This window comes from Pseudomonas sp. 9AZ (assembly GCF_902506525.1).
Taxonomy (GTDB): Bacteria; Pseudomonadota; Gammaproteobacteria; order Pseudomonadales; family Pseudomonadaceae; genus Aquipseudomonas; species Aquipseudomonas peli.
The window spans coordinates 1,072,361-1,086,741 of the sequence record NZ_LR733840.1 but is presented as its reverse complement, the minus strand read 5'-3'; the positions used below and the strand labels follow the sequence as shown (position 1 = coordinate 1,086,741).

At 58.6% G+C, this 14,381-nt stretch carries 9 protein-coding genes and 1 pseudogene; 6 read left to right on the top strand and 4 right to left on the bottom strand.

Annotation, left to right across the window (positions count from 1 at the left end):
• The first annotated feature begins 117 nt into the window (after positions 1-117).
• Positions 118-1,812 (top strand): PglL family O-oligosaccharyltransferase, encoded by a 1,695-nt coding sequence (locus tag ALTER154_RS05175; protein ID WP_160085525.1) that lies wholly within the window; start codon positions 118-120, stop codon positions 1,810-1,812.
• 136 nt (positions 1,813-1,948) lie between these two features.
• Here ALTER154_RS05175 and nadC read toward each other — a convergent pair whose 3' ends face one another.
• Positions 1,949-2,797, bottom strand: a complete 849-nt coding sequence (gene nadC / locus ALTER154_RS05170) for a carboxylating nicotinate-nucleotide diphosphorylase (RefSeq protein ID WP_160085524.1) — start codon at positions 2,795-2,797, stop codon at positions 1,949-1,951.
• A gap of 364 nt (positions 2,798-3,161) precedes the next feature.
• On the opposite strand from nadC, the gene ALTER154_RS05165 reads away from it, so the two are divergent.
• From ALTER154_RS05165 to ampE, 3 genes are all read left to right on the top strand, one after another.
• Positions 3,162-5,477 carry a DUF1631 domain-containing protein gene (locus ALTER154_RS05165; protein WP_160085523.1) on the top strand — a complete coding sequence of 772 codons (2,316 nt, stop codon included), beginning with the start codon at positions 3,162-3,164 and terminating at the stop codon, positions 5,475-5,477.
• 141 nt (positions 5,478-5,618) lie between these two features.
• Positions 5,619-6,182 carry a 1,6-anhydro-N-acetylmuramyl-L-alanine amidase AmpD gene (gene ampD, locus ALTER154_RS05160; RefSeq protein WP_090249285.1) on the top strand — a complete coding sequence of 188 codons (564 nt, stop codon included), beginning with the start codon at positions 5,619-5,621 and terminating at the stop codon, positions 6,180-6,182.
• Complete coding sequence (gene ampE / locus ALTER154_RS05155; RefSeq protein ID WP_160085522.1) at positions 6,179-7,015, top strand: regulatory signaling modulator protein AmpE; 837 nt, start codon at positions 6,179-6,181, stop codon at positions 7,013-7,015. The genes ampD and ampE overlap by 4 nt, the downstream gene beginning before the upstream one ends.
• 6 nt (positions 7,016-7,021) lie before the next feature.
• Here ampE and ALTER154_RS05150 read toward each other — a convergent pair whose 3' ends face one another.
• Complete coding sequence (locus ALTER154_RS05150) at positions 7,022-7,915, bottom strand: ROK family protein (protein ID WP_160085521.1); 894 nt, start codon at positions 7,913-7,915, stop codon at positions 7,022-7,024.
• Between the two features lie 252 nt (positions 7,916-8,167).
• Here ALTER154_RS05150 and ALTER154_RS21185 point away from each other — a divergent pair.
• A pseudogene (locus ALTER154_RS21185) lies at positions 8,168-9,307 on the top strand (HAMP domain-containing protein); the annotation flags it as partial.
• Positions 9,308-9,451: 144 nt separating this feature from the next.
• Positions 9,452-10,165 (top strand): methyl-accepting chemotaxis protein, encoded by a 714-nt coding sequence (locus ALTER154_RS21180; protein ID WP_372239942.1) that lies wholly within the window; start codon positions 9,452-9,454, stop codon positions 10,163-10,165.
• 65 nt (positions 10,166-10,230) lie between these two features.
• Here ALTER154_RS21180 and ALTER154_RS05140 read toward each other — a convergent pair whose 3' ends face one another.
• Together ALTER154_RS05140 and ALTER154_RS05135 are read right to left on the bottom strand one after the other, a co-directional pair.
• On the bottom strand, positions 10,231-10,929 hold the full coding sequence (locus ALTER154_RS05140; RefSeq protein ID WP_160085519.1) for a response regulator: 699 nt from the start codon (positions 10,927-10,929) through the stop codon (positions 10,231-10,233).
• A complete protein-coding gene (locus ALTER154_RS05135) occupies positions 10,904-14,302 on the bottom strand; it encodes an ATP-binding protein (RefSeq protein ID WP_160085518.1) in 3,399 nt (1,132 codons plus the stop codon). The genes ALTER154_RS05140 and ALTER154_RS05135 overlap by 26 nt, the downstream gene beginning before the upstream one ends.
• Positions 14,303-14,381 lie beyond the last annotated feature (79 nt).

Sequence of the window (14,381 nt, the reverse complement as noted above, 5' to 3'; positions counted from 1 at the left end):
GTGGGTTAATTTTTATTGGCGCGTGTTTTGTATTTTTGTTTTTAGTATGTTTTGTGTTTTGATCCGTCGGGGTGTGGGTGGGTTTTGGTGTTTTTAGTTATTGTGCTGGAGTGATTAGTGAGTTCACAAGTTCGATATCAGGGGTTGATGCTGCTGGCGTGTGGTGCCTTTGTTTTTGCTTGGCTTATGCCAAGTCATAATCCGCCATGGACATCGGCTTACCAAGAGTTTGCAAGCTTCTTTGCAGGCCTCATGCTGCTGTCAGTTGTCGTGTTGTTGCGCCAAATAAAGGTTACGCCTGCTGTTGTAGGTTTTTTTCTACTGGCCAGTGTTCCGTTGCTGCAGTGGTGGGCTGGGGTGGTATTTTTTTCGAGCGATGCCTGGATTATTTCGATATTTATAATGGGTTTTGCGCTGATGTTAATGGTTGGCTATAGCCTGGGTTTGCAGCAAGAGAGCCGTTTGTTTTTTACTCGGTTATTGGCCGCAACACTGATAGTGGGGGCGGTCTTATCCCTGTGGGTTGCTCTGCGCCAGTGGCTGTTATTTTCCCCTGGTTCTTTCTGGGTAATCGACTTGCCTCGTGGTGGGCGGCCATATGCCAATCTTGCTCAGCCGAATAGCCTCGCCACTCTATTGTGTATGGGGTTGGCGGGTGTTTTATATGCGTACGAGCGCTATATCTTGGGGCGCTTTACGGCGGGGTTGCTGGCGGTTTGTCTTTTATTTGGTGTGGCGCTGACAATGTCAAGGACCCCTTGGGTTGCTTCTATTGCAGTACTGGTTTTTTGGGGTTGGAAGGCTTATGGAGGGGGGCGGCGTCTCTCTCTCGCCACTTTGATGGGGTGGTTGGGCTTTTATGTGCTGTGTTTGCTGGTATTGCCGAATATTGCTAATGCTCTGCTACTAGCAGAGAGTGATCCGTTGGCGCGAACAGGGTCATCTGCGCGCTTGGATATATGGTGGCAGCTTTGGCAGGCTGTTTTGCAGGGGCCTCTTTGGGGGTATGGTTGGGGACAGGTTGGTGTCGCCCAGATAAGTGTTGCGCTGGAATATCCAGTTCCTCGATTAATGACGCTCTATAGTCATAATATATTGTTAGATCTTTTGTTGTGGAATGGCCCATTTCTGGGTGGAGTAATGATTTTTTGTGTTGCTGTTTGGTTGTGGAGAATTGTGTGGAAGGCTGTCTCCCCTGAAAGTTTGTTTGCATTGGTTGCTTCCGGTTTTGTTTTGGTGCATGCCATGCTCGAGTACCCGTTGGCATATGCCTTTTTCTTGCTGCCTTTAGGGCTTCTTCTTGGGTTGGCTGCTGCTGAGAGGTGTGCGGCATATGAACTAAATGTGCCTGTTTGGTTGTGCGGTGGCGTGCTGGTGTTTTCAGTTGGTTTGCTCGGTTGGTACTGGAAAGAGTATCGAATAATTGATGATTTTTATCGTGTTAGTCGTTTAGAGGAGGCGGGGGTTGTTGGGGCGGTCGCAGGAAATGTTCCGAATGTTGTTCTATTGAGTCAGCCTCGTGAATATATTCGTCTTGTTCGTGAGTGGCCCGCCGCCGGTATGTCGGGCCCCCAGCTCGACGCTATGCGTAAAGTTTCTTACAGGTATCCGGGGGCGCTTAGCCTGTTTCGTTATGCCTTCGCACTTGGTATTAATGATCGCCCTAGTGATGCTTGTGAGCAGTTGAGGGTGATTCGTGCTCAGTTCGGAGAAAGGGTTTATCTTCAGGCGCTGCAGGAGTTTCAGCGGAAAGAAGCTGAGTATCCGCAGTTAGCTGCGGTGCGTTTGGGTTTAACGAATTTTGAGCTTTAATTTGCTTGTTTCTTCCAGGCACTGTTGTGGGGCCGCTTGTATGCGGCCTGAGTATTAACTAAATCCTGGCTGCGGGAGTCGCTCTATCCCTGTAATTAATAGCCGTTCGGCTGCGGTTGAGTGCGGGTGGTCATATTTACAGGCTCAGCCGCATCGACAAATCCACCGCCTCCACATCCTTAGTCAAAGTGCCAATTGAAATATAATTCACGCCAGTTTCGGCGATCGCACGCAAGGTGCTTTCGTTTACCCCCCCCGAGGCCTCAAGCTTAGCTTGACCTCGGGTGAGAGCTACAGCTGCGCGCATTTCATCAAGGCTCAGTTCATCAAGCATGATGATGTCAGCCCCGGCATCTAATGCCTGGCGCAGCTCTTCTAAACTCTCCACTTCAACTTCCACCGGCTTGCCTGGGGCAATTTTGTGGGCGGCGGTTACGGCTTGGGCGATGCCGCCGCAGGCGGCGATATGGTTTTCCTTAATAAGGAAGGCGTCATATAGGCCAATGCGATGGTTGTGGCAGCCGCCTTGAGTTACTGCGTATTTCTGCGCGAGGCGCAGGCCCGGTAGGGTTTTGCGGGTGTCGAGCAGTTTGACGGCGGTGCCTTGCACTAGGTCTGCATAGTGCTGGCAGCGGGTGGCGACAGCGGAGAGGGTTTGCAGAAAGTTCAGGGCGCTGCGCTCGCCGCTAAGTAGGGCGCGGGCGGGGCCTTCCAGTTCAAATAGTACCTGGTTGGGCTCGGCGCGTTGGCCGTCCTGGATATGCCAGTGCACAGCGACCCGTGGGTCGAGTTGGCGAAATACCGCATCGACCCAGGCGGTGCCGCAGATTACTGCGGATTCGCGGGTGATGACTTTTGCATGCGCCAGGCGTTCGGCGGGGATCAGCTGTGCGGTGATGTCGCCACTGCCGATATCCTCTGCCAGTGCGCGGAGCACATTGGCCTCGATTTCGTTGGCGAGGTCGGCGAGGATAAGGTTAGGCATGATGGGCTCCAGTCAGCAGAATGCGCCGATTATAGGGATTGATGGCTGTTTGCGCAGTGTTTGCGGCTGTTCTCTGGCGGCTGTGGGGCTATGCTGATGGAGGTTCTTCGTTAACTGCGTATGGCCGTTACGTATAGCGTGTTGCTTTGGTCGTGTGCAGGTAACCGTTGGGAAGCTGTGGCGCTGCATCTGTGACGCGGGTCATGTCTGGAGGAAAAGTCAGCTTGGTATGCGCGCGCGCATCCCTATAATGGCTTTACTTTTTAGAATTGTTGACGCCAGGCCTTTGACGTTACGGATGACGCTCAGTTGATCGCTGTGCAGGTCGGTTCGCCCAAGAGGGGCAGTCTGCAGGAGACTCGCAATGAAGACTGATGCGAACGTGGTTCACCTGAGCAAGGTGGCCTCTGAGCAATCGCCCACCTCGCCGGTAGGAAGACTGCCTGTGGCGCTGACAAATGTGCGTGACAAAGCGGCCCAACAGCTGAAGGCGGCGTTGCAGGCGCTGTTCGACAATGCGGACGATACGTTGTTCGAGATGGCGGATCGTGCCACCAGCAATGCTGAGCAGAATGCTTTCTTCGAGGCGATGCGCGATCTGCGCTTAAAACGCAAAAATATCGAGCGCGGCTTTCTGCAAAAGGTCTTCGAGGCCTTTGCCACCCTGAATCAATATGAAATTGGCAAGCCTGCGCCTTTGGATGCGGTGTCGTTCGATACCCTGTCTTTGGTGCAGAACGACGCGTTGGAAGAGTCAGTTGCTCTGGATTCGATGGTGGCTAAAGTTGTCAGCCGCGACGGCGCTGCGCTCAGCCATCTGACCACGCGCTTCAACGCCATGGTCAGCAAAAAACTGGATGACAAGAGTAACCCCATCGGTCCAGCCAGCCTTTGCGAATTCTTTCTTGATGCCTGCAGCAGCCTGGGCGTCGAGATCCGGGTCAAGCTGATCATTCTCAAGTTGTTCGAGAAGTACGTACTCAGCGACCTTGATCAGTTGTATGCGGAGGCTAACCAGGCCTTGATCGCGGCTGGCGTATTGCCTGAGCTTAAATCCGCCCCTGCGCGGCGTAATCCTTCGCGCGCCAGTGCACCGGCAGGCGCTGTTCGTCAGGATGCATCGTCGGAACTCTCAGCTGAGTTTGCTGATGAAGGCGTGCAAGAAGTGTTTGGCGCACTGCAGGAGCTGCTTTCCCAGGCGCGTGGCTCGGCGATTCCACGGCGCAATCGCCCGGCCGATGCCATGCCGATTTCCAGCAATGACCTGATGCGCCTGCTCTCGCATATGCAGCAGCGTGCCCCTGCACAGGTCAGTGACGATTTTGATCTGCGTGAGCAGTTGGAAGGTTTGCTCACCCGTGCCAGCGCCAAGGCGGGCAAGGCGCGGGTGGTCGGTGAGGTCGATGAAGACGTTATCAACCTGGTGTCGATGCTCTTCGAATTTATCCTCGATGACCGTACCTTGCCGGACTCACTCAAGGCATTGATTGGCCGCTTGCAGATCCCGATGCTGAAAGTGGCGGTGATCGACAAGACCTTCTTCAGCCGTGGTAGTCATCCGGCCCGCCGCCTACTCAATGAAATTGCCTCTGCTGCCCTCGGTTGGGGTGAGCAGGACGATGCGCAGCGCGACAGCCTGTATCAAAAGATCGAGCAGGTGGTGCAACGCCTGCTCAATGATTTTGTTGATGATCCGGTGATTTTCTCCGAGCTATTGGCCGAGTTCCTGGCGTTTACCGGAGACGAGCGCCGCCGTAGCGAGCTGCTCGAGCAGCGTACCCGTGATGCCGAAGAAGGTAGCGCAAAGGCTGCAATGGCGCGGCGTGAGGTCGAACAAGCACTGAATGAGCGGCTGCTCGGCAAGACTCTTCCAGAAGTAGTGGTGCGTCTGTTGCAGGAAGCCTGGAGCAAGGTGTTGATGCTGACCTGCCTGAAGCATGGCGTTGAGTCGGCAGAATGGCAGGCCGCGTTGGCGACCATGGATGATCTGGTCTGGAGTGTTGAGCTGCACGAAGAGCCGGAAGCGCGTATGCGTTTGCTGGAGATGGTGCCGGGGCTGCTCAAGGCACTGCGTGAGGGCATGGCCAGCGCGGCCTTTGATCCATTCTCCACCGGTGAATTCTTCAGTCAGCTGGAAGCCTTGCATGTGCAGGCTTTCCAACGCTTCAAGCGCAGCCTGCCGGAAGAGCATCCGCAGGATGATGCCCCCGCGCTGGCTGAAATCGACGAAGAGCAGCGTGCTGCTTTGGCTGAGGCCGGTATCGAGTTGCAATTGTTGGAGCTTCCTGCCGCGGAAGTGGTTGAAGAACCGGCCATGGTCGAGGTGGTGGAAGAGATCATTCTGCTGGCGCCTGGCGAGCTGCGTGCCGCTGAGCCGGAAGCCAGCCTGCCGGACGACGATGAGTCGCTGCTGCAGGTCGATAATCTGCGGGTCGGCAGCTGGGTCGAGTTTCAGGAAGATGAAGAGCACAAGCTGCGTTGCAAGCTGGCAGCGGTGATAAAGCCGACCGGTAAATACATCTTCGTCAACCGTACCGGTATGAAGGTGCTGGAAAAAACCCGTATGGGGCTGGCTGTGGAGTTCCGCCGCAACGCGATTCGCTTGCTAGATGATGCATTGCTGTTTGATCGAGCGTTGGAGTCGGTAATTGGCAACCTGCGTAAGCTCAAAGGCGCTTAATCGACTCATATTGATGCGTTACGACAACGCCGCCAGGGCTTAGCCCAGGCGGCGTTTTTGTATCGGCGCGCTGCTTGGGCATTCACCCTTGGCCTTGAGCCGGTGCTGCACTAGAGTGGTGGCTCGTTCAAGGAGTCTTTCATGCAGCTGGACCCTTCCAGTGGCTGGTGCGATGGCATCCAGCACTGTCCATCGCCGAACTTCAATCAGCGACCGCTGGGCGAAGTCTCCCTCTTGGTGATTCATAACATCAGCTTGCCGCCTGGTCAGTTTGGTACGGGCAAGGTGCAGGCGTTTTTTCAGAATCGCCTAGACGCCGATGAACATCCCTATTTCGCCAGCATTGCCAGCCTGCAGGTGTCCGCACATTTCTTTATCGAGCGTGATGGTGCTGTTACGCAATTCGTTTCCTGTAACGAGCGCGCCTGGCATGCCGGGGTGTCGCTGTTTGCCGAACGGGAAAACTGTAATGATTTTTCCTTAGGCATTGAGCTTGAGGGCACCGATGATCTGCCGTTTACGGCCGCGCAGTATGCTGCGCTGATTGAGCTGACCCGGCAGCTGCAGGCGGCTTACCCGGCGATCACCCTGGAACGCATTTGTGGCCATAGCGATATCGCGCCAGGCCGCAAGACCGACCCCGGCCCGGCATTCGACTGGCAACGCGTGCGCATGGCATTGCAGCAAGACAAGGAGCTGACATGAATTTTCTGGTGCTACTGCTAGTGCTGTGGGTCGAGAAGTTTTCGTCCTGGCGAAAGCCCATTCAACACGATAGCCCATGGTTGCGTTTGCTGGCTGCAACTGAGAGCAAGCCGCAGTGGGCTGAGCGGCCTTGGCTGGTGTTGGCCGTGCTGGTGCTGTTGCCGTTGTTCCTGCTGGGCTTGATTCTGCTGATACTAGAACCAGTGGCTTATGGTTGGCTGGCGTTGCCGGTGCATCTGTTGGTGGTGATTTACAGCTTGGGGCGTGGTGATTTGTTGGCGGCATTAGGGCCGTTTCGCGACAGCTGGCGCCGTGAGGATGCTGAGGCCGCGTACCTGGTAGCGCGGCGCGATCTGGCCTTGGAAGCGGAGGAAGAGGGCGAGTTGCTGCAGCGCGTACAGGGGCATCTGGTGTGGCAGGCCTACCAGAGTTTCTTTGCGGTGATCTTCTGGTATGCGTTGCTGGGGCCTTTGGCGGCGCTGGCATATCGGCTGGTCGCCCTGGTCAGTGAACATGCCACGCTGCCAGCCTTGCGTGAGGCAGCAGTGCAGGTACGCCACGGCTTGGACTGGTTGCCGGTGCGTGTGCTGGCCGCCAGCTTTGCTATGGTCGGCAACTTCGCCGGCGTCAGCCGCACCTTGCTGCATGAGCTGCTCAGCTGGGATATCAGCGCCGCACAATTGGTCATCATCACGGCGCGGGCTGCTGGCGAAACGCCGGAGCCGGTGATTGGCGAGGCTGGTGTCAGCACTCTTGATGGGCTGTGGCAGCTGCTGGTGCGTGCGGCGGTGTTCTGGTACTCGGTGTTCGCTGTGTGGACCCTGCTTATTTAAAGCAGGCTATTCGTTCCACAACCAGGCGGCGCCACGCACACCGCTTGAGTCGCCGTGGCGGGCCTGTAGCAGGCGTGTGTTGACCTGATCGGAAAACACATAGCGCGGCAACAGAGGCATCACCTGGGAGTAGAGCGCCGTGTTGTTGGACAGCCCGCCGCCGAGCACAATCACATGCGGGTCCAACAGGTTGATCACCGCTGCCAGGCCGCGTGCCAACTGGTCGTAGTAGCGTGTAACGGCTTCTTGCGCATCAGCCTGGCCGGCGCCTGCCGCACGAACCAGCTCACCTGCTTCCAGGCCAAGGCCGCTGCGTGCTGCCCAGCCTGGACCGCTGAGAAAGGTTTCAATGCAGTCATCCTGGCCGCAATAACAGCGGCGGCTTGGGCCATCCTCATCACGTCGCCAAGGCAAGGGGTTGTGTCCCCATTCGCCGGCGATGGCATTCGGGCCGCTGAGCAGTTGCTGGCGCACGACCAGTCCGCCGCCAACGCCGGTTCCAAGAATTACCCCGAAAACACTTATGGCACCTTCGCCTGCGCCATCGCAGGCTTCTGAAAGGGCAAAGCAGTCGGCGTCATTGGCCAGGCGCACTGGGCGCTGGAGGCGCTGCTCCAGGTCGGCTTGCAGATCTTGGCCGATCAGACACTGCGAGTTGGCATTCTTGATCCGCCCATGGTCGGGCGAGCGCGTCCCTGGGATGCCAACGCCGATGCTGCCTTGGATGCCCAGTTCGCGTTCGCAATCTTCAACTAAGCTGGCAATCAGGCCTAGGGTTTTAAGGTAATCGCCTTGGGGGGTTGGGGCGCGGCGGCGCAAGACTTGCTGGCCATTGTGCAGGGCGACTATTTCGACTTTGCTGCCACCCAGATCAATACCGAGCTTCAGTTGTTTGCGCATCATTAACCTTAAGTTACAGAGGTTGGGGTCGATAAGAGGTATACATGACGCCCTGCTCGGTCGTTATTTTGTGACATTGATCACATTAATCTGCCTGTATTTACCCGGTTGATGCAAATGCCACAGGTCGAGCAGCAAGGGACATACAAGCCGCCGTTTGAGACGCTGAACGACTGTTTTGTAACCTTACACGACAATAATTAGAACTGGAGACGTCCTGTGAAGACCGTGTTGTATCCGGCCATCGCGCTAATGAATCGCCTCAGCTTCGGCATGAAGTTCAGTCTGATCAGTGTTCTGTTCTTTCTGCCCATGCTGGTCACCAACTTCTATTTGGTGCGCGACTCTTATATGCAGTTCGTCAGTACCCAGGCGGCGCTCGAGAGCATTGATCTGCTCGATGAGAGCCTGACGTTGCGGCGTAATCTTGAGGACTTCGTCGACCTCACCGAAATCAACGCAATGATCGGTCAGTCGGGCCAAGCGGGTGATCTTGAAGCGCGGCTGGTCAAGCTGCAAGGCAGCATCGGTGAGGCGTTGCAGGGCATGGCGGCGGTGGTACGCGAGCCTGAGCAGATTGAGGAATTCAACAACAAGCGTGATCAGTTGATTGCCGAGTTAGGCGCTGTGCAGGCCGAGACGTCGCTGCAGGGCAAAATTGCCCTTGCTGAAAAACTGCTGGGCAGCTCCCAGGTATTTATCAAGTTGGTCGCCGCCCAAGCCGGCTTGAGCCAGGATCGCCAGGGTTCTGTGCGGCAGATGATTGAGCTGGTGTCCGTGGACACGCCCAAGGTTACGGCGGTGCTGAGCGAAGGGCGCGCGGTCGGTGCTTATTCCCTGGCTCAAGGCTTTCTCAATTCCTCTGCAAGCACCACGTTTGACGAGCTGTTGCTGGAGCTGGAAAAGCTGCATGCCGAGTACGGCTTGAACCTGCAAGCTTCACTTAACAGCAGCGCGCAGGCTCGCACCGAACTCGCAAGCCAAGCCGCCAGCAGCCTGGAAACCCTGAAAACCACCGCAGTGTTGTTTGAAGACAAGGTGGTGATTGCCGATTCGCTGGACACACCATGGGCGCAGTTCTATGCCGATGTCAGCGGTGCCATGGATCAAACCTACCAGCTCAATCATGCGGTGCTGGCGTTCCTCGATAAACAGCTGCAAGTCCGTCTGGAAGAAAACCGTACGCACATGGTGTTGCTGGTCGCGGCCCTATTGGTGGTATTTCTGCTGATCGTTTACCTGTACAGCGGTTTTTATGTGTCGATCCGCACCACGCTGAAAAAGCTCGGTCAGGTGATGAACCAGGTGGCCGCTGGCGATATGACTGTCAGCTTCAAGGCGCAGAGCCAGGATGAGCTGGGCGAGCTGGGCCAGGTGTTTAATGAGACGGTCAGCAAGATCCATCAGCTGATCGAGCGTGTCGGCCAGACCGTGGTTGAGGTTGAACGTCAGGCGGACCGCGTGCAGCAGGTCTCCGGTGAAAGTAACCAGGCGGTAGCTGGCCAGCGCGGCCAGATTGATCTGATCGCCACTGCGATGAATGAGATGTCGGCCACTGCTCAGGAAGTGGCGCACAGTGCTGCTGCTGCAGTGGGCAGCGCCCAGAGCGTCAACGATGAAACGGTCAGCGGGCGAGCGCTGGTCGAGTCGCAAGTCGGCAGCATCCAGCGGTTGGCGGGTGAAATCGATCAATCCGTGGGCGTGATCAATAAGTTGGCCAGCGACAGTGCGTCGATCAGCCAAGTGTTGGATGTGATCAAAGGCATTGCCGAGCAAACCAACTTGCTGGCGCTCAACGCGGCCATCGAGGCAGCGCGAGCGGGTGAACAAGGTCGCGGCTTTGCTGTGGTGGCGGATGAGGTGCGTAACCTGGCCAAGCGTACGCAGCAGTCCACCGAAGAAATCGAGTCGATGATCGCCAAACTGCAAAGTGGCGTTGGTGCTGCGGTCAAGGCCATGAGTGCGAGCCACAAGATGGCTGATACCACCGTCAATGAGTCGGGCAAAGTGCAGCAGGCGCTGGAGAATATCCTCGGTGCTGTGGGCATGATCGTCGACCAAAACCAGCAGATCGCCACCGCTGCCGAAGAGCAGACCGCCGTGGCGCAGGATATCGACCAGAACATTGTCGAGATAAGCCAGGCCGGTGAGCGTACTGCCGAGGGCGCCAGCCAAACTGAACAGGCCAGCCGCGAGCTGTCCGGGCTTGTGGCGCGTCTCAAACAGTTAATCGGTGCATTCCGCGTCTGATTCGCCACTGCCCAGCAAAACCCGCCACCTTGGCGGGTTTTTTTATGCCTGGCCGTCAGCGTGGTTCAGGCGCGTTCGGCCATGGCGGAGAGGGCCACCGAGGTGGCGGCTGTGCGAGTTTCCACGCCGAGCTTCACGTACACGTGCTCCAGGTGTTTGTTCACCGTGCGCGGGCTGAGGCCGAGGATGTCGCCGATGTCGCGGTTGGTCTTGCCGCAGGCTACCCAGCGCAGCACTTCCACTTCGCGCTCGGTGAGCTGGAAGCGCGCCGAGAGGGTGGCATAGGCCGGTTCGTCGTTCAGCGTCAGCGGTTGCGCCTGGCTGGCGGCACGCGCCGTTTGCAGGATGCGCGCGGTGCGCAGGTGCGAGGCCACGCGGGCGAGGACTTCCTCAGTGTTGATCGGCTTGGTCACATAGTCGATACCGCCAGCCTCGAAGCCTTTGACCACATGCTCGCTGTCGGTCAGGGCGGTCATAAACAGCACTGGAATGTCGGCAGTGGCCGGATCGGCCTTGATCCGCTGGCAGGTCTCGAAGCCGTCCAGCCCCGGCATCATCGCGTCGAGCAGAATCAGGTCGGGACGCCGGCGCTGGATGCGGCTCAGCGCGCTCAGGCCATCCAGCGCCACCAGCACCATGTAGCCCTCTTCATCGAGGGCGTCAGAAAGCAGCGCCAGGTTGTCCGGGGTGTCATCGACGATCAGGATCACCCCGCGCTCGGCGGCGCGGCTGTGCTGCTCAGATGGATGGGTCAGCGCGTTCATGCTCGGCCTCCTTGAGTTGGCGGTTGAATTCGTCCAGGCGATAGTTTTTCACCAGGGCGCGCAGGGGCGTGGTGAAACTGGTGCTGGCGGGTGTCAGCCGATCAATGGCGTCGAGTTTCTCCAGAATGCCGCGGATATAGCCCATGGCGCCGAGCTCGCGCAGTGCGTCTAGGTCATTGCTGCTTGGTAGCACGCGGGTTGCGAGCGGTGGCGTTGGCAATGGCGCGGTGCGCCGCAGCCATTGCAGATCGAGTTGCTTGTGGATGCGTTCAAGCAGTTCCGGGGTGTGCACCGGTTTGGCCAGGTAGTCGTTGCACGCGGCGGCCACGCTACGTTCGCGGTCATCGGCGAAGGCGTTGGCGGAGATCACAATGATCGGTGCTTGGGACATGGCATTGCGGCGGATCAGCCGGCTTGTTTCCCAGCCATCCATCTGCGGCATCGACAGGTCCATCAGAATCAGGTCGGGGTGCAGCAGGGCGGCCTGACGAATCGCTTCCTGACCGCTGGCGGCCTGGATGATGTTGAAACCCAGCGGTTCGAGCATGCCGGCTAGCACGCGGCGGTGTTCGATATGGTCGTCCACCACCAGAATCAGCCGGCGCGGACCCTGATAACCAATGATGTCGTGCTCTACATGCACCACCGCCTGCGGCACGCGCACCTCGGAGAGGAACAGGCGCACCTGGAAGCTCGTGCCCTGGCCCAGCACACTTTTCACCGACAGCTCGCCGCCCATCAGCGAGGTGAGCATGCGCGTGATGGTCAGGCCGAGGCCGACGCCGTTGTCCTGGCGCATCAGGTCGCCGCGTTCGAACGGTTGGAAGATCCGCTCAATCTGCTCGGGGTCGATGCCGATACCGGTGTCGACGATCTCGAAGCTGGCGGTTTCCCGCAGGTAGCTGACGCGCAGGCAAACCTCGCCGCTGTCGGTAAAGCGCACCGCGTTGCCGAGCAAGTTGATCAGGATCTGCCGCACGCGCTTCTCGTCACCGCGTACCACCGCCGGCATACGCCCGCTGGTTTCCAGGCGAAAGCGCAGGCCCTTCTCTTCAGCCTGCGGGGTGAACATGCGTTCGAGCTGGTGGATAAATTCGGGGAAGGGGATTTCCGTCAGCTCCAGGTTGAGCTTGCCGGCCTCGATCTTGGCCACATCAAGCAACCCGTCAATCAGCGACAGCAGGTGCGAGCCACTGCGAAAAATGGTGGCCAGGGCGTCTTGATGCTGCCCAGGCATGCCCGCATCGCGCTGCAGAATCTGCGTATAGCCGAGGATGCTGTTGAGCGGCGTGCGCAGCTCATGGGACAGGCCTGTGACGTAGCGGCTCTTGGCCGCATTGGCGGCTTCGCTGGCTTCCTTGGCTTTCTGCAGGGCCTCGTCGGTCTTGCGGTGGGCCTCTATTTCCTGCATCAGCAGCTGGGTCTGGCGGTCGGATTCCTCCTGGGCCACCCGGCGGCTTTCGCGGGTCAACACCACCCACCACGCGAGAATCGCGGCAAACAGCGAAAGGGTCAGAAAGGCTTTGAGAAATGCCAGGTAGAGGGTGTCCTGCGCCTCCGCTGATTGCGCCACCAAGCCCTGTGATACCTGGCTGTAGATCAGTGCCAGAGCGCCGAACAGCAGCGCCACCAATACCGTCAGTAACCCGAGGTACTGCGCCAAGCGGCTGTGCAGGCGCGGGATCGACACCCGCGGGAACAGCCAGCGAATAAAGTCATCGAGCTGCTCGGACAGCCGCGCTCGCGGCTTGCAGGCATCACCGCAGCGCGCATCGAGTGAGCAGCACAACGAGCAGATCGGCGTGCTGTAGGCCGGGCAGAAGGCCATGTCTTCGCTTTCAAAGGCGTTACTGCACAGGCCGCACTGCACCGTGGTGGTGACGCCGAGCGGGTAGAGCAGCAGTGGGTCGCTGCTGCGCGCCAGGTAGTAGCGCCCGCCGGTCAGCCAGGCAATCAGCGGGGCGAAGAGCATGGCCGAGCCGAGTGCAACGAGCGGCGAGGCGGCCTGGGCAAAGGCGCCGAACAAGCCGCCGTGGGCCAGGATCGACAGCAAGGAGGCGATCAGCATGGCGCCGACACCCACCGGGTTGATGTCGTAGAGGTGCGCGCGCTTGAACTCGATGTGCTTGGGCGACAGGCCCAGCGGCTTGTTGATCACCAGGTCGGCGACCACCGCACCGATCCAGGCGATAGCGATATTGGCGTACAGGCCAAGCACTTCTTCAATGGCCTGGAACACCCCCAACTCCATCAGCATCAGCGCGATGGCCACATTGAACACCAGCCATACCACGCGCCCCGGATGGCTGTGGGTGACGCGGGCAAAGAAGTTCGACCAGGCCAGGGAGCCGGCGTAGGCGTTGGTCATATTGATCTTCACCTGGCTGACGATAACGAACAGCACCATCGCTGCCAGCGCCCACTCCGGTGAGCTGAACACATAGTTGAACGCGACCAGGTACATCTGCGTCGGTTCGGCGGCGCGCTCCATGGGGATTTCATGTTGCAGAGCGAGAAAAGCCAGGAAGGCGCCTGCGAGCATTTTCAGCGCGCCGGGGATGATCCAGCCGGGCCCGGCCATCAGCAGCGCGGCCCACCAGCGCTTGCGGTTGCGCCGGGTCTTTTCCGGCAGAAAGCGCAGGTAGTCGACCTGTTCACCAATCTGCGTGACCAACGCCAGGGCCACGGTGCAGGCGGCGCCGAAGTACAGCAGGTTGAACGCGCCGCCTTCGCCTTCGCGGCCGGCGAAGCTGGTCCAGTCACTGAGCGCTTCGGGGTTTTTGCCGATGACGAAGACGTAGGGCAGGAACAGCAGAAACAGCCACAGCGGCTGGGTCCACATCTGCAAGCGGTTGATCAGGGTGATGCCGTAGGCCACCAGCGGGATGACGATCACCGAGCAGATCACATAGGCCAGCGCCAGCGGGATGTTGAAGTACAACTCCAGCGCCAGCGCCATGATCGCCGCCTCAAGGGCGAAGAACAGGAAGGTGAAGCTGGCGTAGATCAGTGAGGTGATGGTCGAGCCGATATAGCCGAAGCCGGCGCCACGGGTTAGCAGGTCCATGTCCACGCCATAGCGCGCGGCGTAGTAGCTAATCGGCAGGCCGGTGAGAAAGATCACCAGGCTCACCGCAAGGATCGCCCACAGCGTGTTGGTAAAGCCGTAGCTCAGCGCCAGGGCGCCGCCGATGGCCTCCAGGGCGAGAAACGACACCGCGCTCAGGGCGGTGTTGGCGATGCGCAGCTCCGACCATTTACGAAACGACTTGGGGGTGAAACGCAGGGCGTAGTCCTCCATGGTCTCGTCGGCGACCCAGCTGTTGTAGTCGCGGCGGATCTTGACGATGCGCTGGGTGCCAGTCGGCTGCACAAGGACGCTCCTGAGTCGTGGCTAATACGCTTGTTTGAATTTGCAACATCCATGCCCTGCGTCTACAACCGCCGTCCTT

Bases quoted from the DNA above. Each gene is read 5' to 3' on its own strand.
- ampE (WP_160085522.1), top strand. From the start codon at position 6,179: ATGAATTTTCTGGTGCTACTGCTAGTGCTGTGGGTCGAGAAGTTTTCG.
- nadC (WP_160085524.1), bottom strand. From the start codon at position 2,797: ATGCCTAACCTTATCCTCGCCGACCTCGCCAACGAAATCGAGGCCAAT.
- ampD (WP_090249285.1), top strand. From the start codon at position 5,619: ATGCAGCTGGACCCTTCCAGTGGCTGGTGCGATGGCATCCAGCACTGT.
- ALTER154_RS05150 (WP_160085521.1), bottom strand. From the start codon at position 7,915: ATGCGCAAACAACTGAAGCTCGGTATTGATCTGGGTGGCAGCAAAGTC.
- ALTER154_RS05165 (WP_160085523.1), top strand. From the start codon at position 3,162: ATGAAGACTGATGCGAACGTGGTTCACCTGAGCAAGGTGGCCTCTGAG.
- ALTER154_RS05140 (WP_160085519.1), bottom strand. From the start codon at position 10,929: ATGAACGCGCTGACCCATCCATCTGAGCAGCACAGCCGCGCCGCCGAG.
- ALTER154_RS21180 (WP_372239942.1), top strand. From the start codon at position 9,452: ATGAATGAGATGTCGGCCACTGCTCAGGAAGTGGCGCACAGTGCTGCT.